At 66.9% G+C, this 18,652-nt stretch carries 20 protein-coding genes; 4 read left to right on the top strand and 16 right to left on the bottom strand.

Translation table 11 applies throughout. From position 1 onward, the window contains the following. Nucleotides 1–21: 21 nt before the first annotated feature. The 7 genes from BCY78_RS05055 to BCY78_RS05030 all read right to left on the bottom strand — a co-directional run bounded on the left by BCY78_RS05055 (nucleotide 22) and on the right by BCY78_RS05030 (nucleotide 5,742). Nucleotides 22–354 carry a hypothetical protein gene (locus BCY78_RS05055; protein WP_083194833.1) on the bottom strand — a complete coding sequence of 111 codons (333 nt, stop codon included), beginning with the start codon at nucleotides 352–354 and terminating at the stop codon, nucleotides 22–24. A gap of 329 nt (nucleotides 355–683) precedes the next feature. Beyond that, nucleotides 684–1,547, bottom strand: coding sequence for a DMT family transporter (locus BCY78_RS05050; protein ID WP_068298756.1), 864 nt, complete (start codon nucleotides 1,545–1,547; stop codon nucleotides 684–686). A 350-nt stretch (nucleotides 1,548–1,897) separates the two neighbouring features. Beyond that, nucleotides 1,898–2,053: a hypothetical protein gene (locus BCY78_RS25525; RefSeq protein ID WP_158515901.1), complete on the bottom strand. Its 156-nt coding sequence runs from the start codon at nucleotides 2,051–2,053 to the stop codon at nucleotides 1,898–1,900. A gap of 1 nt (nucleotide 2,054) precedes the next feature. Further along, on the bottom strand, nucleotides 2,055–2,762 hold the full coding sequence (locus BCY78_RS05045) for a B3/4 domain-containing protein (RefSeq protein ID WP_068298755.1): 708 nt from the start codon (nucleotides 2,760–2,762) through the stop codon (nucleotides 2,055–2,057). A 21-nt stretch (nucleotides 2,763–2,783) separates the two neighbouring features. Then, nucleotides 2,784–3,725, bottom strand: coding sequence for a PDR/VanB family oxidoreductase (locus tag BCY78_RS05040; RefSeq protein WP_068298754.1), 942 nt, complete (start codon nucleotides 3,723–3,725; stop codon nucleotides 2,784–2,786). A gap of 3 nt (nucleotides 3,726–3,728) precedes the next feature. Beyond that, nucleotides 3,729–4,253, bottom strand: a complete 525-nt coding sequence (locus BCY78_RS05035) for an MOSC domain-containing protein (protein WP_199523112.1) — start codon at nucleotides 4,251–4,253, stop codon at nucleotides 3,729–3,731. 31 nt (nucleotides 4,254–4,284) lie between these two features. Next, nucleotides 4,285–5,742, bottom strand: coding sequence for a PLP-dependent aminotransferase family protein (locus BCY78_RS05030; protein WP_068298752.1), 1,458 nt, complete (start codon nucleotides 5,740–5,742; stop codon nucleotides 4,285–4,287). Nucleotides 5,743–5,817: 75 nt separating this feature from the next. On the opposite strand from BCY78_RS05030, the gene BCY78_RS05025 reads away from it, so the two are divergent. Then, complete coding sequence (locus tag BCY78_RS05025) at nucleotides 5,818–7,005, top strand: PLP-dependent aspartate aminotransferase family protein (protein ID WP_068298750.1); 1,188 nt, start codon at nucleotides 5,818–5,820, stop codon at nucleotides 7,003–7,005. Next, nucleotides 7,002–7,895, top strand: a complete 894-nt coding sequence (locus BCY78_RS05020; RefSeq protein WP_068298748.1) for a dihydrodipicolinate synthase family protein — start codon at nucleotides 7,002–7,004, stop codon at nucleotides 7,893–7,895. Before BCY78_RS05025 ends, BCY78_RS05020 begins: the two co-directional genes overlap by 4 nt. 205 nt (nucleotides 7,896–8,100) lie before the next feature. Here the strand turns inward: BCY78_RS05020 and BCY78_RS05015 are convergent, their stop codons facing one another. Continuing rightward, nucleotides 8,101–8,388 (bottom strand): HU family DNA-binding protein, encoded by a 288-nt coding sequence (locus BCY78_RS05015; RefSeq protein WP_068298745.1) that lies wholly within the window; start codon nucleotides 8,386–8,388, stop codon nucleotides 8,101–8,103. A 136-nt stretch (nucleotides 8,389–8,524) separates the two neighbouring features. Further along, nucleotides 8,525–10,000 (bottom strand): AMP nucleosidase, encoded by a 1,476-nt coding sequence (locus BCY78_RS05010; RefSeq protein ID WP_068298742.1) that lies wholly within the window; start codon nucleotides 9,998–10,000, stop codon nucleotides 8,525–8,527. Nucleotides 10,001–10,479: 479 nt separating this feature from the next. Between BCY78_RS05010 and BCY78_RS05005 the strand changes: the two genes are divergently transcribed. Beyond that, on the top strand, nucleotides 10,480–11,106 hold the full coding sequence (locus BCY78_RS05005; protein WP_158515900.1) for an outer membrane protein: 627 nt from the start codon (nucleotides 10,480–10,482) through the stop codon (nucleotides 11,104–11,106). 54 nt (nucleotides 11,107–11,160) lie between these two features. On the opposite strand, the gene BCY78_RS05000 is transcribed toward BCY78_RS05005, so the two are convergent. Continuing rightward, nucleotides 11,161–11,610 (bottom strand): NADAR family protein, encoded by a 450-nt coding sequence (locus tag BCY78_RS05000; RefSeq protein WP_068298738.1) that lies wholly within the window; start codon nucleotides 11,608–11,610, stop codon nucleotides 11,161–11,163. A gap of 204 nt (nucleotides 11,611–11,814) precedes the next feature. On the opposite strand from BCY78_RS05000, the gene BCY78_RS04995 reads away from it, so the two are divergent. Continuing rightward, entirely contained in the window at nucleotides 11,815–12,270 is a 456-nt protein-coding gene (locus BCY78_RS04995) for a hypothetical protein (RefSeq protein WP_068298736.1), read from the top strand. 77 nt (nucleotides 12,271–12,347) lie between these two features. On the opposite strand, the gene dxs is transcribed toward BCY78_RS04995, so the two are convergent. The 6 genes from dxs to mutY all read right to left on the bottom strand — a co-directional run bounded on the left by dxs (nucleotide 12,348) and on the right by mutY (nucleotide 18,628). Further along, nucleotides 12,348–14,276 (bottom strand): 1-deoxy-D-xylulose-5-phosphate synthase, encoded by a 1,929-nt coding sequence (gene dxs / locus BCY78_RS04990; protein ID WP_068298734.1) that lies wholly within the window; start codon nucleotides 14,274–14,276, stop codon nucleotides 12,348–12,350. Nucleotides 14,277–14,288: 12 nt separating this feature from the next. Then, nucleotides 14,289–15,140, bottom strand: coding sequence for a polyprenyl synthetase family protein (locus BCY78_RS04985; RefSeq protein WP_068298733.1), 852 nt, complete (start codon nucleotides 15,138–15,140; stop codon nucleotides 14,289–14,291). Then, complete coding sequence (locus BCY78_RS04980) at nucleotides 15,137–15,373, bottom strand: exodeoxyribonuclease VII small subunit (protein ID WP_068298732.1); 237 nt, start codon at nucleotides 15,371–15,373, stop codon at nucleotides 15,137–15,139. Before BCY78_RS04980 ends, BCY78_RS04985 begins: the two co-directional genes overlap by 4 nt. Further along, the gene (locus tag BCY78_RS04975) at nucleotides 15,370–16,305 is read right to left on the bottom strand and encodes a histone deacetylase family protein (RefSeq protein ID WP_068298728.1); all 936 of its coding nucleotides are present in this window, start codon (nucleotides 16,303–16,305) and stop codon (nucleotides 15,370–15,372) included. The genes BCY78_RS04980 and BCY78_RS04975 overlap by 4 nt, the downstream gene beginning before the upstream one ends. Nucleotides 16,306–16,381: 76 nt before the next feature. After that, a complete protein-coding gene (locus BCY78_RS04970) occupies nucleotides 16,382–17,524 on the bottom strand; it encodes an alkane 1-monooxygenase (protein WP_068298725.1) in 1,143 nt (380 codons plus the stop codon). A 24-nt stretch (nucleotides 17,525–17,548) separates the two neighbouring features. Beyond that, nucleotides 17,549–18,628, bottom strand: coding sequence for an A/G-specific adenine glycosylase (gene mutY / locus BCY78_RS04965; RefSeq protein ID WP_068298722.1), 1,080 nt, complete (start codon nucleotides 18,626–18,628; stop codon nucleotides 17,549–17,551). Between the last annotated feature and the right edge of the window lie 24 nt (nucleotides 18,629–18,652).

Here is an 18,652-nt window from a genome sequence, read left to right as displayed (position 1 = left end):
CGCCTTTTCGTTGGGTGAGGATCAGGCGCGCGGGCCGGATTGCATCACCAGAACCGCGGCCAATGCCAGAACCAGCCCGAGGATCTCGCGCCAGCCCAGCGGCTCGCGGAAGACGAAGAAGCCCAGCCCGGCCAGCAGGATCAGCGTGGCGGCGGAATAGAACACGCCGATCTCGGCCAAGGAATGGGTGCGCATCAGGAAGAACCAGCCGATGGCCGGGATGCCGTAGAGCAAAGCTCCGATGAAAAAGGCCGGGGCTTTCAGGCCCGAGGCATGGTTGGACGCAAGCTTGATGCTGTAATCGCCGATCAGCGTCAGGATCGTGATCACCACGAGAATCGCCGTGGTCTGCATTCTATCCTCCGGGCCCCGCCTGTCGCGCGGGCGCATTGAGGATCGCGGTCGCCCCGCAAGGCGGTGGCCGAGGCCGGACAGGATGGTTGGGCTTCAGACGGTCGGTCGAAAATGCGACGGGCCGCGCCGGGAGAAAACCGGCAGATCTGGGAACCGACAACGATCCCGCGATGAAAAGGCGGGCTACGCAATCACTGGTGGAAAAGGGGTCGTCAAAAATCGTGTATGAGGAGGGTAGGTCAGCCCCCCGATCCGGTCAACCTGCGAGAGCGCGTCTGACGGGACGGTGATCCGCGCCGCCGCCCGTGACGCGGCGGGCCGACCAAACCTCATCCGGCGAAACGTTTCGCACCGGCGACGCAGCCGACGACGAGCGCCGTCACGATCATCATGGACCAAGCGACCGGTTCCCCCAGAAGAAGCGCAGCAAGGGCAAGGCCGAAGAACGGTTGAAGAAGCTGAAGCTGGCCGACGCCGGCGATGCCACCGAGAGCCAGACCGCGATACCAGAAGACAAAGCCGATCAGCATGCTGAAGAGCGACACATAGCCAAGGCTCGCCCATTGCGCTCCGGTGATCCCGCTCCACGTCTGCGGCAGGCTGACGGCAGCCAGCAGCGCCATCAAGGGAAGCGAAACGACCAGTGCCCATGAAATCACCTGCCAGCCGCCGAGCCTGCGCGATAGCGTCGCCCCTTCGGCATAGCCCAACCCGCAGGCGAGGATCGCGGCCAGCATCAACAGATCGCCGATCAGCGACGCCTCTCCACCGTGTGTAAGAGCGAACAGAACCACGGAGAGGCTTCCCACACCAGAGAACAGCCAAAAGGCCGGGCGCGGACGTTCGCCGCCGCGCAAGACGCCGAAAAATGCGGTGGCAAGGGGCAGAAGGCCGATGAACACGATCGAATGGGCCGAGGTTATGTGTTGCAGCGCCAAGGCCGTCAGCAATGGGAAACCGATCACCACGCCAAGGGCGACGATGCAGAGTGGTACGACATCACGGTGCTCTGGCCGTTTCTGACGAAGCGCGGCAAGGAGCAGGATCCCGATGATCGCCGCGATGACCGCTCGGGCTGAGGTCAGGAACAACGGCGAGAACCCTCCGACAGCAACCCGTGTCGCCGGCAAGGAGCCGCTGAATATGATCACGCCGAGGAGCCCGCTCCCCCAGCCTGCCGTTCGGCCATCCATTGTCTCATCCTTCCGGTCCTGCCTCCGCGGTAGATGATCCTCGTCCGCAGGGACAGGCACAGTCCCGCTTGAACGCGTAGAACTGTGCGGGTGCCTGAACCCACACAACAGAACAGGGAGCGACAGATCGCATCGCGCTGGGGCACCGGCGTGGGCGGAGAACAGAGCCTCATCCTTGCCCTGAGGGATGGGCGTCAGCAGGCTGGGTGTCCGGTGAACGTGCTTGGCACTGCGTCCGTTGCTCTCTCCGGCGATCCTTGGCGGGAGGTCTGTTCAGAGAGTTTCGACTGCCGCGCCCCCTCGGCCACGCGCCAATGCGGATTGGCCCGGGTGACTTGGCCGGCGAGGGTCTATTGGCCCTCCGGTCCGTGACACAGCAGGGAGGGAAACTGCGTCGCGTGGATCTGATCCTTGGTCGGCGTGACCGGAGTGGCGAGGCCGATCTCGGTCATCGCGCGGTGCAGGATCTCGGGGCGTGTCTTGGCTGAGAGGGCGGGTCGGGACATGTCAGGCCAGCGGCTGGAAACCGGTGGCGTCGAGCCGGTGCCGCTCGATCACGGCCTCGGGGCAAAGCGCGGCGATGACGCCCGCCAGTTGCCCGGCCGCCTCGGCAAGGCGCCCCGCTGGCATCGGCCCCAGCGCCTCCAGCACCAGCCACAGATCGCGCGAGGCCTCGGTGATCATCGTGCGACGCCCCTGCCGCCAGTTCCAGCGCCGGCAGGTCACGCCGTGATCGTCACGCCAGACGACCTCGCCCGCCTCAGGCGTCTCGACCACCGCCTCGCCGTTCTGGACGGTGTCGAAGGGCTCACTCCCCTCGGCGATCACCAGCCGGGGCGCGCCTTGATAGAGCGCCAGATCCTCGCCGCCGACCGGGATGCCGTGCAGGACGCTGACGGCGTTGTAGGCATCGACCAGAGGCGAGATCCGCGGCAGCGCGCCGTCCTTGCGGCTGCGTTTGAGCAGCGCAGTAGCCGAGGGCAGCGTCCGGTTCGGCTTCGCGCCGAAGCCGCGATAGGGCGCGTCCCAGGCGAGGAGATGCGCCTCGCGTACGGGGTCGTCGGCCTCAAGGGACGCTTCCGCCTGCGCGAGAAGAGCCGCAAGCTCGGGGCTCTCAGGGGCGGCGATTGCGGCGCCCCGGATGGTGAGGCTGGCCGCGTGGAAATCGGGGTGACGCGCGATGATCTCGGGCGCGATCTGGGGGATGACGGGCATGGAGGTCTCAGGTCGGAAGGGTCAGAGGTCGAGGGCGATCACCCCTTCCGCGCGCGAGACGCAGGGGATGAAGCGGCGGCTCCGGGCCTCGGGCGACAGAACGCGGTCGCGGTGCAGGGGCATGCCCGCGCTCCAGCCGCATTCGCAACTGCCGCAGAGCCCGTTCTCGCAGGACGCCATCAGCGGCACCCCGGCGGCGCGCAGGACCTGAAGCGCGGTCTCATTGGCCGCGACGGGCAATTCCCGGCCATCCTTCAGACGCAGGGTGAAGGGCTGCGGCGGGCCGAGGTCGGGCGGCTGGAAGGCCTCGGAATGGACCGAGCCTTCGGGCCAATGCCGGGTGGCAGCCTCGACCGCGGCCATGAAACCCGCAGGCCCGCAATGATAGAGCTGAGCGCCCTTAGCAGGCGTGGCCAAAAGCGCCTCAAGGTCGGGGCGGGCGCCGGTTTCCTCGCGCAGATGCAGGTGCAGACTGCCTTCCGGGCACAGGGCTTCAAGGTCGTCCAACAGCGGCGCCGAAGCGCGGCTTGGGGCGACGTAATGCAGCGCGAAGGGACGGCCCTCGGCGCCGAGCGCGCGGGCCATGGACAGCACCGGCGTGATGCCGATCCCGGCAGCGACCAGCGTCACCGGCCCCTCGGTCGGCTGCATCGGGAAATGGTTGCGCGGGGCCGAGACCGGCAGGATCATCCCCTCGCGCAGATGGTCATGCAGCCAGCCCGACACCGCGCCCTGCGCCTCGCGCTTGATGGCGATGACATAGCGGCTCCGGTCCGCCGGATCGCCGCAGAGCGAGTATTGCCGCACCTTGCCGTCGGGCAGATGCAGGTCGACATGGGCGCCGGGGGTGAAGGCCGGAAGCTGCGGCTTGCGGGGATGCTGGAACTCCACGACCAGCGTCTCGCCGCCGGTCGGGCGCAGGGCCGCGACGCGTAGTTTCATGATCAGGCGAGGAGCGGCCATCGCTCAACCCTCCATCGGCAGGATCGCATCGCCGGGCCGGATCACGCCGCCGACCTCGATCGCGCAATTGAGGCCCGAGCGGTTCAACAGCCCCTCATAGAGCCCCGGCATCTGCAAGAGTTCTTCGATGTATTTGCAGGGAAAATTCATCCGCGCCGCGTAGAGCACGCACTCCCCGACCCGGAAGCGCTTGCCGACCAGATGGTTCAGCGGCACGCCGCGGGTGGTCAGGTTGCGACGGTGATCCTCGGGCAAAAGCTCCCCTTTGAAGCCGGGGATCTGCGGCTCGCCGATGGCGATGGCCTCCAGCACCTCGGCCTCGATCAGCGTCACCTCCCGCACATCCGGCCGGGCGGAATAGGTGCCGGTGCCGAGGTAGTAGCGGTCGCCGACAATGCCGCGCCCGGCTTCGAGCTGCGCCTCGGCCAGCTCTTCCATCTCATACGAGGCCGCCGGGGCGATATGGATGTTCAACAAGGTTCCAGTCCAGCGCATCGGGTCTTCCTGCAGGATCATTTGGGCCAGCATGCCCGACAACTGGCCCGCAGGATAGCGCCAGTTACGCGCCCCTATGCTGGTCCAGCTGGGCCAGAACCTCGCCCAGAAGCCGGATGCCCTTCGCGATCCGCGCGGGATCGAGCGAGGCGTAGCCCATGAGGAACCCAGCACACTGCGGCCCCTCCGGCGCGGCGTAATGCGGATCGACGGGATAGAGGCCGACGCCCCGCGCCAAGGCCTGCGCGATGACGGAGTCGCGCTGATCAGGGCGCAGATCGCGGAACCAGACGACCAGATGCAGCCCGGCCTGCGCGCCCTCGACCTCGACGCGATCGCCGAAAACCTCGGTCAGTGCCTGCAGCAGGGCCGCCCGCCGCTGCGCATTGGCCCGGCGCACCCGGCGGATATGCCGCTCGTAGCCGCCGTCCTCGATGAGGCTGGCCAGCGCCTCCTGCTCCAGCAAGGAGGTATGCCGGTCGGCGAATTGCTTGGCGGTCACGAAGGCATGGACCAGCTCGGTCGGCACGACCAGATAGCCCAGCCGCATCGTCGGCGAGAGGGTCTTCGAGATCGTGCCGAGATAGACCACCCTCGCCCGCGTATCGAGCCCGTGCAACGGCGGCACCGGCCGGATGTCATAGCGATATTCGCTGTCGTAATCGTCCTCGATCACCACGGCATCCTGTGCCCGCGCCCAGTCCAGAAGCTGCTGGCGCCGCCCGACCGGCATGACGCCACCCAAGGGGAATTGGTGCGACGGCGTGAGATAGGCGAGCCGCGCGTCGAGGCCGGCCAGCCCCTCGGTCCGCATCCCGTCGGCATCGACCGGCACCGGCAGCGCCTGCGCGCCGGTCGCGCCGAAGACCATGCGGGCCATGCGATAGCCCGGCTCCTCGATCACGAAGCGATCGCCGGGGCCCAGAAGCAGCCGCGCGCAGAGGTCGAGCCCCTGCTGCGAGCCGTTGACGATGAGGATCTGGTCGGCGTCACAACGCAGGGTCCGCGCGCGCCAGAGATAGCCCTGCAACGCCCGCCGCAGCCGCAGCGAACCGCGCGGGTCCTCATAGGCCAGCCGCGTCGGGCGGCGGGCGAGTTCGGTGCCGATGGCCCGTTTCCACGCCTGCGCCGGGAAATCCCCGGGCGAGAGGTCACCGTAACGGAAGGCATAGGGCGCGCGGGACGGCTGGTAATCGCGCCAGGAGGGCAGCGCGGACAGGGCCTGCCCGTAGGGTGACAGGCGGGGTGGCGCGGCGGGCGTGGCAGGCTCGGGCGAGGGGTTCGCGGCGACGGGCAAGGGCGCGACACGGGGTCGCGCGCCTTGCGAGACCTCGACGAAGCCCTCGGCCGCCAGCTGCTCGATGGCCGTCGAGACCGTCCCGCGCGACACGCCCAGTTCCACCGCCAGCCCGCGGGACGAGGGCAGTGCGGCGCCGGTGGCATAGGTCCCGGCGCGGATCTGGTCGCGCAGGCTCTCGTAGATCGCGCGGGCACCGAGCCGCGTGGCGTCGGACTGGACCATCGGAATATCCTCAAACTGGACGTTCTATCCCAGCCAGTCATAGCGCAATCTCCGCCGACGCCAAGAGGAGCCGCCGTGACCCATCCCGCCCCCGCCTTCGAGACCCGCGCCATCCATCATGGCTACGTGGCCGCCGATCACCGCCGCTCGGTGCAGACGCCGGTCTATCTGAATGCCACCTATGGCTATGACAGCGTTGCCGAAAACGATGCCGAGGCGGCGCTTGGCGGGCGGCTCTATGCGCGCGAATACAACCCCACGACCGAGGTTCTGGAACAGCGCCTCGCCAATCTGGAGGGGGCCGAGGCCGGGCTGGTCGTGGCCTCGGGCATGGCGGCCTTCGGGACGATGGTGCTGTCGTTGCTGTCGCAGGGCGACCAGCTGATCGTGCATCAGACGCTCTATTCCAACACCGTCGCCATGGTCGAACAGGCCCTTCCCCGCTTCGGCATCGAGGTCGTGCCCGTTGACCTCAGCCGCCCCGAGGCTCTGGCAGCCGCGATCACCGAGCGCACAAGGCTGGTGTTCTTCGAGACCCCGGTGAACCCGTTGGCCCGGATCCTCGACATCAGCGCCATCGCCGAGGTCGCCCATGCGCACGGGGTCATGGTGGCGGTCGACAGCACCTTTGCCTCGCCCGCTTTGCAGCGGCCGCTCGCGCTGGGGGCCGATCTGGTGATGCATTCGCTGACCAAATACATCTGCGGCCATGGCGACGCCCTCGGCGGTGCGATCCTGGGCGAAAAGGCCACGCTGCACCGCCTGCACGAGACCGGGCTGCGCTACATCACCGGCGCGGCGCTCTCGCCGCTGTCCGCCTTCCTGATCCTGCGCGGGCTGAAGACCCTGTCCCTGCGCATGGAGCGCCATTCCGACAACGCGCTGGCTGTGGCACGGGCGCTCGAGGCACATCCGGCGGTGGATTGGGTGAGCTATCCCTTCCTCGACACGCATCCCGATGCGGCGCTGGCGCGGCGGCAGATGACACGGGGTTCGGGCATGCTGGCCTTTGGCTTGAAGGCCGGGTTCGAGGGCGCGCGGCAGATGCTGGACCGGCTTCAGCTGATCACCCGCGCTGTCAGCCTCGGGGATGCCGAGAGCCTGATCATGCATCCCGCCAGCCTGACCCGCGCGCGCCAATCCCTGCGCGAGGATGCCCATCTTGCGACCGGCGTCGGCGACGAGTTGCTCCGTCTCTCGGTCGGGCTGGAAGCCGCCGACGACCTCATCTTTGACCTTCGCCAAGCCTTGGACACGCTATGACCACACCTTTTCACGGCCTCAGCGCCTTTCCGATCACCCCGATGGACACCGAGGGCCGCGTGCAGATTGACGCGCTGCAAGGTCTTGTGGCCCGACTGGCCGCGGCGGGCGTCGACTCCATCGGCCTCCTCGGTAGCACCGGCAGCTACATGTATCTCACCCGCTCCGAGCGCGCGCGTGCCCTGAGTGCCGCGCTGGAGGTGGCGGGTAATGTGCCGGTGATTGTCGGCGTCGGCGCGCTGCGCACGGATGAGGCCGTCGCACTGGCCCGCGAGGCCGCGCAGCTTGGCGCGACGGCGGGCTTGCTGGCACCGGTCAGCTACACGCCCCTGACGCAGGACGAGGTCTTCGACCATTTCGCCACCGTCGCGCGCGAGGGCGGACTGCCGCTGGTGATCTACGACAACCCCGGCACCACGCATTTCCGCTTTGCGCCTGCGCTGATCAAACGGCTCGCCGAACTGCCGGGCATTGTCGCCGTCAAGAACCCGACCGACGACCCGAGCGCGATCGCCCCGCATCTGGCCTCGCAGCGGGCCGAGCTGCCCGACGCGTTTTCCATCGGCTACAGCGGCGACTGGAACGCCTCGCGTGCACTCCTGGACGGGGCGGATGCTTGGTACAGTGTGTTGGCCGGCATTCTACCCGCGCCCTGCCTGCGCCTGACTCGTGCCGCGCAGCGTGGTGACAGGGGAAAGGTCGCGGCGGTCGAGGCGCAACTGGCGCCCTTATGGGCTCTCTTTCGGCAACATTCGAGCTACCGGGTCGTACACGCCATGGCCCGGATGCAGGGGCTGATCCGCACAGATCCGCCTGCTCCGATGAAGCCTCTGCCACCCTCGGTCGAGACGGTGATTGCAGACGCGCTTAGGGCGCTGGCATTCGACTGATCGCGTGGTCGTCACATCAGGGATGTCGAGCAGCTGCGGGCTGGTCTATCTTTCTTCGGCTTGAGACCGATCTTTCGAAGACCTCGCTTGACATGAAAAGACCTGCCGCGCGATGCGCGACAGGTCAATTTCTTCAGGCCTTCCACCGCGCGAAAAGTGTCAACGCGCGGGGTGGTCCTGCAACCCTAAGACGGTCGGCCTGCGATCAGGCGACGGCGTCTTTCAGGGCCTTGGCGACGGTGACCTTCACGGCGCGGTCGGCCGGCTTGGTCAGGGTCTCGCCAGTGGCGGGGTTGCGGACTTCGCGCTCAGGGCGGGCGCGGCAGGCAACTTTGCCGATGCCCGGCAGGGTGACGGCGCCACCGGCGGCGACTTCCTTGGCGACGATGGCAGCCAGAGTGTCGAGCGCCGAAGCGGCGGTCTTCTTGTCGGCGCCCATTTCTTCGGCGAGGGCAGCGACGAGCTGGGTCTTGGTCATCGGCTTGGTGGTCATGTCATGCTCTCCGTGTGTCAAGCTCGGTCACAGGGCCGCAGCCCCGGGAATGATTGTTCGCCGCGTCTACCGATTGCTGAGGGAACAGGCAATCGCAAAGGCGGCGCCATGGGCGGGAAAACACCGAAATGTGCCTTCAAAGGAAGGCGGTTTCGTCAAAGCTTCGCAGTTTGCGAGAATGGATGCGGTCCAGCGGCATGTCCCGCAGCCGTTCCATCGCCCGAACCCCGATCAGCAAATGCCGTGCCACCTGCGTTTTGTAGAAGGCGGACGCCATGCCCGGCAGCTTCAACTCGCCATGCAGCGGCTTGTCCGAGACGCACAGCAAGGTGCCATAGGGCACCCGGAAGCGGAAACCATTGGCGGCGATCGTCGCGCTTTCCATGTCCAGCGCGATGGCCCGCGACTGGCTGAGGCGTTGCACAGGGCCGGATTGGTCGCGCAGTTCCCAGTTGCGGTTGTCGACGGTGGCGACGGTGCCGGTCCGCATGATCTTCTTCAGCTCGTAGCCGGTGAGCTGCGTCAGCTCGGCCACGGCCTCCTGCAGGGCGATCTGGATCTCGGCCAGCGCGGGGATCGGCACCCAGACCGGCAGATCCTCGTCCAGAACCTTGTCCTCGCGCAGATAGGCATGGGCCAGCACGAAGTCCCCGAGGCTTTGCGAATTGCGAAGACCGGCGCAATGGCCGACCATCAGCCAGGCATGCGGGCGCAACACGGCGATATGGTCCGTCGCGGTCTTCGCATTGGACGGGCCGACGCCGATATTTACCAGCGTCACCCCCTGACCGCCGGGGCGCTTCAGGTGGTAGGTCGGCATCTGCGGCAGGCGGGTCAGCGGCGGGATCACGCCCTCGGCATCGGTGATCTCGTGATTCCCGGGCGAGACGAAGCCGGTGTAGCCGCTCTCGGGGTCCGCCAGCTGCTGACGGGCATAGGCTTCGAACTCGTCGACATAGAACTGGTAGTTGGTGAACAGGACGTGGTTCTGGAAATGCTCGGGGTCCGTCGCGGTGTAATGCGCGAGACGGGCCAGCGAGTAATCCACGCGCTGCGCGGTGAAGGGCGCCAGCGGCACCGAGCCATCGGCATTGCGCACGCCCTCGCCGTTGACGATGTCGTCGTTGGTGATCGACAGATCCGGCACATCGAACACATCGCGCAGCGAGAAGGCCAGTTCGCCGGCCATTGCCACGTCGTCACGGCCGGCCATGGCGAAATGCAGCGGGATCGGCGTGTCGGAATAGCCGACATGGACTGGCTGGTTGTGGTTCTTCAGCAGAAGCTCGATCTGCTGTTCCAGATAATGGCGGAACAGGTCGGGGCGGGTCACCGTGGTGGCATAGGTGCCGGGCTCGGGCACATAGCCGAAGGCGAGACGGTTGTCGGGCTGATCATAGGTCGAGGTCGTCAACCGCAGCTCAGGATAATAGGCGCGGAAGCGGGCGCGGGGCAGGCCCTCGGCGACGGCATCGCGGAAACGGGCGGCCAGGAAATCGGTGGCCTGATCATACAGCGCCTGCAGATGAGCAACGGCGTCGCGGGCGTTGGTGAAGGATTTCGGCTCGGCTCCCGGCGCGGTTTCGACGGGAAGGGATCGGGTCGGTTTCATACTCTCGGTCTCGTTTTTTATAAGTGTCCCCTCCCTGCCGCAGGGATGCGGCGGGCGTATGACGTCACGGGAAGGGGAAAAGGGGTTCCATGCGCCAAAATGGCGTCGATTTGCCAAACGGGCAAGAGGGGAAGCAGGGACCCCGCGCTGGGTACGGTATGGGCAAAACACAAGGTCCGGTTCCATCACATCTGTCGTGAGCGTGACGAATTTTTCTGGCGCCGGAAGAGGGGATTTCCGCCGATCAGCGAGGGCGCGTGATCCGTGGTCCGCAGGTCCTTGTCGCGCTTGAATAATTGGAATCACAGGGAAATCACGGACGTGTGAGGAGCTTTGTGACGGTGATGCAACAAGGTCGCAGATCGCCCGATGGCGCGACGGAATTGCCGGGTGGGACGTTGAACATTCGACCTGAAGCGCAGATTTCAGCGTCAGACCAACGGCGCACCTCCCCGCGCCACAGAACGAAGGACATGATGATGTCGATCAAGAAAACCCTCGCTTTCGCCGCTGCCGGTTCGATGCTGGCCCTGGGCGCCACCTCGGCCATGGCCGCCGGCCCCGTCGCCGTGACCCCGGTCGAGCCGGTCTACACCCCTGCTCCGGCCCCCGTGCGTGACTGGTCGGGCGCCTATGGCGGTCTGAGCTTCTCGGGCGTCAGCGGTGGCATGAACGAGAACACCGGCGGCGCGTTGCTGGACCTCGACAGCGACACCGGCCTTGGCCTGTTCGCCGGTTACAACTGGCAGAGCGGCAACCTCGTCTACGGTGGTGAGCTGGCCTACACCAACTTCTCGACCCCGTTCACGGGCGCTGCCGGTTCGTCGGTGGATGACTCGCTCGAACTGCGTGCCCGCGTCGGCTATGCCATGGACAACGTGCTGCTGTACGGTTTCGTCGGTGGCGCTCGTTCGGACGCGACCTTCGGCGGTGCCAACTATGACCTGACCGGCGTTTCGTACGGTCTGGGCGCCCAGTACCTGTTCAACAACGGCGCTTTCGCCGGTCTGGAATTGGGTCGTCGTGACGTTTCGGACACCGTGGGTGGCAACACCATCGGCGCCGACATCGACACCGTGTCGCTGCGCGTCGGCTTCCAGTTCTGATCCCACTCGGATCGAACAAAAAGACGGCCGTCCCTTCGGGGGCGGCCGTTTTCGTTAGGCGCGGAGCTCGTCGCGGACCTGCATCAGCAAGATCCCCAACCGATTGAGCCCTGAGCCATCGGCCCCGCAGCCCCAGTAGAAATCGCCGGGCGCGTTCTCGACGATCATTCGGGTGCCAGTCTCCAGCAGCAGCGTCCGAGGCACCGGATGCGTGGCGAACTTCACCCGCAGCGCTTGCAGCATGAGGCTGTCCTTCACCTCTTCCCAATCCGCGCGCAGCGGCAGGTCACGGGTCATGCCCAGCCCCTTGGCCTGCTTGGGGGTCGAGGCGCGCCGGATCTTCTGCCGATACGCCGCGTCGCTGAACTTCTGCGCCTGAAAGAAATGCTCGACCGTGGGCCACCAATCCTCGTCGATCGCCACACCGAAGGGCGCGAAGTTCGAGAATTCGGCATAGGGGTCGGTCTGGGCGTAGAACCAGACAGTGTCGGTTGGATAGGTCACGGGCCTCAGCTTTCGACGAGGGTATCAACAACGGTCAGGGTACACTGATCGCCTCCGGCGCAGACAGGGGCAGGCGGAATTGTGAATTGCCGTTACGTCAACTTGAGCGCAGACTATCCGGGTCGGGGCCTGATTTTTGGCCGATCACCGATGTTTCCTTCTTAAGACTGAATGTTCAAATACTTAGCAACCAAAGGACTCACCATGTTGGGTATCATCCGCACTGCCTTTGTAACCGCCACTCTCAGCCTCGCTGTCGCGCTTCCCGCAAACGCGCAGGAAAATGACGGGGATCTCCGTCGCCCAGCCTCTCCGCTCCGTGAGACGCAGGCCGGCGCGACCGGTGGCGATGTTCTGTTCTATTCCATTGCCGTCGATGCCGCGGGCAACCGGGTTGGTCGCATCGGCAGCGTTCAAGTGGCCCCTGTGGCCGGGTACACGGGCGCATATCAGGTCACGGTCGTGGGGCGCCGCAACCTGCACCGGCGCTGTACCTATGTCGGCTCTGTCGCCGAGCGCGTCGCCGGTGTGGCCACGGCTGGTGTCGTGGTGATCAATGCCGCTGCCGGGACCAACAACGCCCTCTACGTCACCACCACGAATATGGATGGCGTCCGGACGGATCTGCCGTTCAATCTCCAGATCATGTGCATACGCTGAGCGCCGTCACGGAATAAGGCCACAGAATGACGCGGTGCCGCCCGTCGAGGGATGGGCGGCATCCAGTCAGCAGGGGCTCACGCCCGTTTCGCACCGATCTGCGCCACGCCGAGGACAGTGAGGACTTTCGTCTCGATATCCTTGGCGGTCAGCCCGGCGGCCTCGTACATCTGATCGGGCGAGGCTTGGTCGATGAACACATCGGGCAGCACCATCGAGCGGAACTTGAGGCCCGTGTCGAACACGCCCTCTTCCGACAGCAGATGCGCGACATGGCTGCCGAAGCCGCCGACAGCGCCCTCTTCGATGGTGATCAGCGCCTCGTGATCGGCGGCCAGTTTCAGAATCAGATCGCGGTCCAGCGGCTTGGCAAAGCGGGCATCGGCCACGGTCGGTGTGATCCCCTTGGCCTCCAGTGCCTCGGCCGCCTTCATCACCTCGGCCAGACGGGTGCCGAAGGACAGGATCGCCACGCGCTGGCCCTCTTGGATCATCCGACCTTTGCCGATCTCCAGGGGTGTGCCGCGTTCGGGCATCTCCAGACCGACGCCTTCACCGCGCGGGAAGCGGAAGGCGATGGGGCCGTCGTCATGCGCAGCGGCGGTGGCCACCATATGCACCAGCTCGGCCTCGTCGGCGGCGGCCATCACCACCATGTTCGGCAGGTTGGCAAGGAAGGCCGTATCGAAGCTGCCGGCATGGGTCGCACCATCCGCACCCACCAGACCGGCGCGGTCGATGGCGAAGCGGACGGGCAGGTTCTGCAGGGCGACGTCGTGGACGACCTGATCATAGCCACGCTGCAGGAAGGTCGAATACATCGCGCAGAAGGGCTTCAGCCCGCCGGCGGCGAGGGCGGCGCAGAAAGTGACGCCATGCTGCTCGGCAATACCCACGTCGAAGGTGCGGTTGGGGAAGCGCTCGGCAAACAGGTTGAGGCCCGTGCCGTCCGGCATGGCGGCGGTGACGGCGACGATCTTGTCGTCGGCCTCACCCAGCTTGATCAGCGATTGCGCGAAGACCTTGGTGTAGCTCGGCGCGTTGGACGGCGCCTTGTGCTGCTTGCCGCTGATCACGTCGAACTTGGCGGTCGCGTGACCCTTGTCGGCAGCCATCTCGGCGGGACGGTAGCCCTTGCCCTTCTTGGTCAGCACATGGATCAGCGTCGGCCCGGTGGCGCGCGAATGCAGCGTGCGCAGGACGGACATCAGCCCCTCCATGTCATGCCCGTCGATCGGGCCGACATAGTGGAAGCCCAGCTCTTCGAACATCGTGCCGCCGACGGCCATGTGCTTGAGCATGTCCTTGGCGCGTTTGGCGCCTTCCTGCAGCGGCGAGGGCAAGAGGCCCAGCGCGCCCTTGGCGGCGGCCTTTAGGTCCTGCAGCGGCTTCTCGGCATACAGCCGCGACAGATAGGACGACAGCGCGCCGGTGGGCGGCGCGATCGACATCTCGTTGTCGTTGAGGATCACGAACAGGCGCTTGCCGAGGTGGCCTGCGTTGTTCATCGCCTCGAAGGCCATGCCGGCGGACATCGAGCCGTCGCCGATCACCGCGATGGCGTCGCCCAAAGCCGGGTCCGGGGTGCCGCCGAGGTCATGCGCGACCTTGAAGCCCACAGCCGCCGAGATCGAGGTCGAGCTATGCGCCGCGCCGAAGGGGTCGTAGGGCGATTCCGAGCGTTTGGTGAAGCCCGACAGCCCGTCCTTCATCCGCAGGGTGCGGATGCGGTCGCGGCGGCCGGTGAGGATCTTGTGCGGATAGGATTGGTGCGAGACGTCCCAGATCAGCCGGTCGCGCGGCGTGTCGAAGACCGCATGCAGCGCGACGGTCAGTTCCACCACGCCCAGACCCGCGCCCAGATGGCCGCCGGTTTCCGACACGGCGCTGATCGTCTCGGCCCGCAGTTCGTCCGCGACCTGTTTCAGCTGCGCATCCGAGAGGCGCTTCAGGTCGGCCGGGCTATGCACGCGATCAAGCAGCGGCGTGGCGGGACGGTTACTCATGGGCGCTCCAATTCACTTGTCGCGGCTGATAACGAAGCGAGCGGCCTCACGCAAGGAATGCGCCCGCTCGCCATAGGGTGCCAGAGCGTCGCAGCCTTGGGAAATCAAGCTCTCGGCACGGGCCCGCGCCGGTTCCAGACCCAGAAGCGACACGAAGGTCGCCTTGCCCGCCTCGGCATCCTTTTGCAGCCGTTTGCCAGCGGTCGCGGCATCCCCTTCGGTATCAAGGATGTCGTCGGCGATCTGGAAGGCAAGACCCAGCGCCGTGGCATAGGCGGCCAAGGGGGCGGGATCGGCATTCGACAGGATCGGCCCGACCATGCAGGACCAGCCGAACAGCGCGCCGGTCTTGCCCTGCTGCAGGCGGATGATCTGCTCCAGCGTCAGGGGCTCGGGCGCGGTCTCGGCCTCGATATCCAGCACCTGGCCCAGAACCATGCCCTCGGCGCCCGCCGCCTTGGCCAGCGCAGCGGTGAGGCCCGCATGCCCGGTTCCGGCGCAAAGCTGGAAGGCCAAGGATTGCAGTGCGTCACCGGCAAGGATCGCGGTGGCCTCGTCAAAGGCGATATGCACCGTGGGACGGCCCCGGCGCAGGTCATCGTCATCCATCGCCGGCAGGTCGTCATGCACCAGCGAATAGGCATGCATCGCCTCAATGGCGGCAGCGGCATCCAGCGCGGTGTCGCGCGCGACACCATGCAGCGCGCAGCTTTCCAAGACCAGATAGCCGCGCAGCCCCTTGCCGCCGTGCAGCGCATGGGCCATCGCCGATTTCACCCGGCTGTCGGGCATCGCATCCAGCGCCCGGGCGAGGCGCCCGGCCACGGCGAGCGCAGCGGCGCTCAGATCGTCGGGGAAGCTCATTTTGCGTCGAAAGGCGCGGTGCCCGAGGGCTCGCCATTCTCGGCCAACGTGATCTGTTCGATCCGGGCCTGCGCCTGCGCCAGCTTGGCCTCGCAATGCTTTTTCAGCTCGGCGCCGCGTTCGTAGAAGGCGATGGATTTCTCCAGATCGACGTTGCCGCTTTCCAGCTGCCCCACGACCTGCTCCAGCTCGCGCAGAGCCTCTTCGAACGACATCTCGGTTACGGCCTTCATGCGCCTCGCTCCATCAACACCCGGATATGCGTGGCACAGGAGGCGGCCAGCGCGTCGAGGTTATAGCCCCCTTCGAGGACCGAGACCACCCGCCCGCCGCAATGGGCGTCGGCCACGTCGCAGATGCGCTGGGTGATCCAGAAGAAGTCCTCCTCGGTCAGCGCAAGCTGCGCCAAGGGGTCGTCGATATGCGCGTCGAAACCTGCCGAAACGATGATCAGTTCGGGCTGGAAGGCTTCGAGCCGGGGGAAGACCATGCTCTCCCAGGCCTGCCGAAACTCAGGCCCGCGCGTGCCGGGCGCCAGCGGCAGGTTCAGGATGTTGCCGTGGGGCCCGACCTCGTCGGCGCGGCCGGTGCCGGGCCAGAGCGGGAACTGGTGCGACGAGGCGAACAGCGCGCGCGGCTCGGATTGCAGCAGGTCCTGTGTGCCGTTGCCGTGGTGGACGTCGAAATCCAGCACCGCGACGCGGCTGAGGCCGTGGTGATCCAGCGCGCGCTTGGCGGCGATGGCGGCATTGCCGAACAGGCAGAAACCCATCGGCTTGGCGGTTTCGGCATGGTGGCCGGGCGGGCGGATCGCGGCGAAGGCGTTGTTGGCCTCGCCGGCGAGGACGCAATCCAGCGCGGCATTCAGCGCGCCCAATCCGTTCAGCGCCGCGTCCCAGCTGCCGGGCGAGGCCCAGGTGTCGGCATCAAGCTGGTGGATCCCCTCGGCCGGGATCGCGGCGCGGATCTCGTCGACATAGGATTGCGGGTGGCAGCGCAGCAGCTCGGCCTCGGGCGCGGGGTCCGAGGGGCGGCGGTCCAGCGCGTCGAAGCCGGGGGCCTCCAGCGCCTTGAGGATGGATTTCAGACGGTCCACCCGCTCGGGGTGGCCGTCCGGGGTGACATGCCCCAGACAGGCGGGGTCGGTGAAAAACGCGGTGCTCATAGGGCGGAGGCTAGCGCCCGGTCAGGGGGTCTTCAAGGGCGCGCTACGGCCTTCCGGCGGGGGATTGCCTTGGGCCTCAGGCGGCGCTGCGCGGGCGGGGTAGACTGCCCGTCTTGTAGGCGCTCCAATCCGCGATATCCGGGTAGAATGTGCGCCGCCACGCCCGCACGCGCGGGTTCATCAGGCGCCGCCACAGCGGGGGGATCGTCGCCAGCGCGACCATGGCGGGATAGCCGAGCGGCAGCTGGGGCGCATCCTCGGGGTCGTAGGTCTGCAGCAGGGGGAAGCGGCGGTCTGGCTTGTAATGGTGGTCGGAATGGCGCTGCAGGTTGATCAGCAGCCAGTTCGACGCCCGGTGCGAGGCATTCCAGCTGTGGCGCGGAAGGACATGTTCATAGCGTCCCTCGCCGAGGTGGCGGCGGGTGAGGCCGTAATGCTCAATGTAATTGGTCAGCTCCAGCAGGGTGATCGCCACCAGCGCCTGATAGAGGAACAGCCCCAGCCCCAGCCAGCCCCCGGCCAGAACGGCAGCCAGCAGCGCCAGGGCCTGAAGGGCGGCATAGCGCCAGAAGGGGTTGGCGCGGTCGAAGGGACCCTTGCCGGCGCGGGACAGCATCGCCACCTCGCTGCGCCACGCGGACCGCGGGCAATCGCGCTGCACGCGCAGGAAGAAGCGCCAAAACCCCTCGTTGTAGCGGGCGGTGGCGTGGTCGGCATTGGTCCCGACCCAGAGGTGATGCACGCGCAGATGCTCGGACCGGAAATGGGAATAGAGCGTGGTCGCCAGCAGCAGATCGCCCAGCCAACGTTCCAGCGCGGATTTCTGGTGCATCAGCTCATGGGCATAGGTGATGCCGACCCCGCCGCTGACGACGCCGACCGCATAGAACAGGGCCAGCATCTCGATCCCTGTCAGCGTGCCGTGGCGAGTGACGTACCAGATCAGGCCGTAGATGAGCGCGGCCTGCACCGGGAACCAGATCAGCGTGATCGCGCGGTACCAGAAGAGCTGCTGCACCGGGGTGTCGGTGTCCGGATTGCTGGTGTTCAGCCCGGTCACGGCATCGAGCAGCGTGAACAGCCCGAAGGTGTAGAACGGCGCGATGGCGACCCACCAGCCGCCCCAGACCGCACCCGCGCAGACCAGCGGCACAAAGCCCAGCGAGGCCCAGAAGGGCAGGGCCGAGATCAGGGAGCCGATGGGACGCGCATTGGGCATGGGAACCTCCGTTCCGGGCAGAGTCTACGCGCCGGGGCGGGGGCCGAAAAGGTCGCTTGATGCCGCAACCGCATGGTCATGCACCTTGCGCATCAGGGTCGGCAGGGCGTCCGGGTCGAAGCCGGGGCGGAAATCGCCGACCTCGGGGTTCGCGCCGTCGGGCACATGCGCCATCAGCACCGTCAGTTCGAGGTGGAAATGCGTGAAGGTGTGTTTCACCAGCCCCGGCAGTTCGATCCAGTCGGCGGCGAGGGGTGGGGCGGGTTGCGGGACCTCGCTCCAATCGCTGCCGGGCCAGCCGGGCATCCCGCCGAGCAGCCCCTTGGGCGGACGGGTCTCCAGCAGCGGGGCGCCATCCGGGCGCAGGGCGACATAGGCAAAGCCCCGGCGGGTGGGCTTCGGTGCCTTGGCGAGTTTCTTCGGCAGCTCGGACGCGATGCCCTGTTCCAGCCCCTTGCAGAAGCCCGCCACCGGGCACTCGACGCAGCGCGGATTGCGCGGGGTGCAGATCGTCGCGCCCAGATCCATCATCGCCTGCGCGAAATCGCCGGGACGGGTCTGCGGAGTCAGCACCTCGGCCAGTTTCGCGAGCTTGGGCTTCACCTTTGGCATCGGCTCGGTCACGGCGAAGACGCGGGCGGTGACCCGTTCCACATTGCCATCGACCACGGTTTCCGCCCGATCAAACGCGATCGAGGCCACGGCGGCGGCGGTATAGGCGCCGACACCGGGCAGGGCGCGCAGACCGTCCAGCGTATCGGGGAAGCTGCCGCGCTGGGCCACGACACGGGCGCAGGCGATCAGATTGCGGGCGCGGGCGTAATAGCCAAGACCTGCCCATTCGGCCATGACCTCGGCATCCTCGGCGGCGGCGAGGGCGTCGACCGTGGGCCAACGCTCGGTGAAGCGGTGGAAATAGCCCTTCACGCTGGCGACCGTGGTCTGCTGCAGCATGATCTCGGACAGCCAAACGCGGTAGGGATCGGGCACGACGCCTGCCGCGCGGTCGGCCGGACCGGTGCGCCATGGCAGGACGCGCGCTGCCGCGTCGTACCAGCGCAACAGGGCTGGTGCGAACTCTGTGCTCTCGGATCCGTCACGCATTCTTGACGCTTCCCCCTTCGCCCT

It is taken from the genome of Pararhodobacter sp. CCB-MM2 (assembly GCF_001691415.1).
GTDB lineage: Bacteria > Pseudomonadota > Alphaproteobacteria > Rhodobacterales > Rhodobacteraceae > Pararhodobacter.
The sequence above is the reverse complement of the archived record's forward strand: the minus strand, read 5'-3'. Positions and strand labels throughout refer to the sequence as shown.

What these genes read in the sequence shown, in the direction of transcription:
- BCY78_RS04995 (WP_068298736.1), top strand. Translation starts at nt 11,815, where the DNA reads ATGTTGGGTATCATCCGCACTGCCTTTGTAACCGCCACTCTCAGCCTC.
- BCY78_RS05015 (WP_068298745.1), bottom strand. Translation starts at nt 8,388, where the DNA reads ATGACCACCAAGCCGATGACCAAGACCCAGCTCGTCGCTGCCCTCGCC.
- BCY78_RS05020 (WP_068298748.1), top strand. Translation starts at nt 7,002, where the DNA reads ATGACCACACCTTTTCACGGCCTCAGCGCCTTTCCGATCACCCCGATG.
- BCY78_RS04970 (WP_068298725.1), bottom strand. Translation starts at nt 17,524, where the DNA reads ATGCCCAATGCGCGTCCCATCGGCTCCCTGATCTCGGCCCTGCCCTTC.
- BCY78_RS05030 (WP_068298752.1), bottom strand. Translation starts at nt 5,742, where the DNA reads ATGGTCCAGTCCGACGCCACGCGGCTCGGTGCCCGCGCGATCTACGAG.
- BCY78_RS05055 (WP_083194833.1), bottom strand. Translation starts at nt 354, where the DNA reads ATGCAGACCACGGCGATTCTCGTGGTGATCACGATCCTGACGCTGATC.
- dxs (WP_068298734.1), bottom strand. Translation starts at nt 14,276, where the DNA reads ATGAGTAACCGTCCCGCCACGCCGCTGCTTGATCGCGTGCATAGCCCG.
- BCY78_RS05005 (WP_158515900.1), top strand. Translation starts at nt 10,480, where the DNA reads ATGTCGATCAAGAAAACCCTCGCTTTCGCCGCTGCCGGTTCGATGCTG.
- BCY78_RS04985 (WP_068298733.1), bottom strand. Translation starts at nt 15,140, where the DNA reads ATGAGCTTCCCCGACGATCTGAGCGCCGCTGCGCTCGCCGTGGCCGGG.
- mutY (WP_068298722.1), bottom strand. Translation starts at nt 18,628, where the DNA reads ATGCGTGACGGATCCGAGAGCACAGAGTTCGCACCAGCCCTGTTGCGC.
- BCY78_RS04980 (WP_068298732.1), bottom strand. Translation starts at nt 15,373, where the DNA reads ATGAAGGCCGTAACCGAGATGTCGTTCGAAGAGGCTCTGCGCGAGCTG.
- BCY78_RS05010 (WP_068298742.1), bottom strand. Translation starts at nt 10,000, where the DNA reads ATGAAACCGACCCGATCCCTTCCCGTCGAAACCGCGCCGGGAGCCGAG.
- BCY78_RS05045 (WP_068298755.1), bottom strand. Translation starts at nt 2,762, where the DNA reads ATGCCCGTCATCCCCCAGATCGCGCCCGAGATCATCGCGCGTCACCCC.
- BCY78_RS05050 (WP_068298756.1), bottom strand. Translation starts at nt 1,547, where the DNA reads ATGGATGGCCGAACGGCAGGCTGGGGGAGCGGGCTCCTCGGCGTGATC.
- BCY78_RS05040 (WP_068298754.1), bottom strand. Translation starts at nt 3,725, where the DNA reads ATGGCCGCTCCTCGCCTGATCATGAAACTACGCGTCGCGGCCCTGCGC.
- BCY78_RS25525 (WP_158515901.1), bottom strand. Translation starts at nt 2,053, where the DNA reads ATGTCCCGACCCGCCCTCTCAGCCAAGACACGCCCCGAGATCCTGCAC.
- BCY78_RS05035 (WP_199523112.1), bottom strand. Translation starts at nt 4,253, where the DNA reads ATGCTGGCCCAAATGATCCTGCAGGAAGACCCGATGCGCTGGACTGGA.
- BCY78_RS04975 (WP_068298728.1), bottom strand. Translation starts at nt 16,305, where the DNA reads ATGAGCACCGCGTTTTTCACCGACCCCGCCTGTCTGGGGCATGTCACC.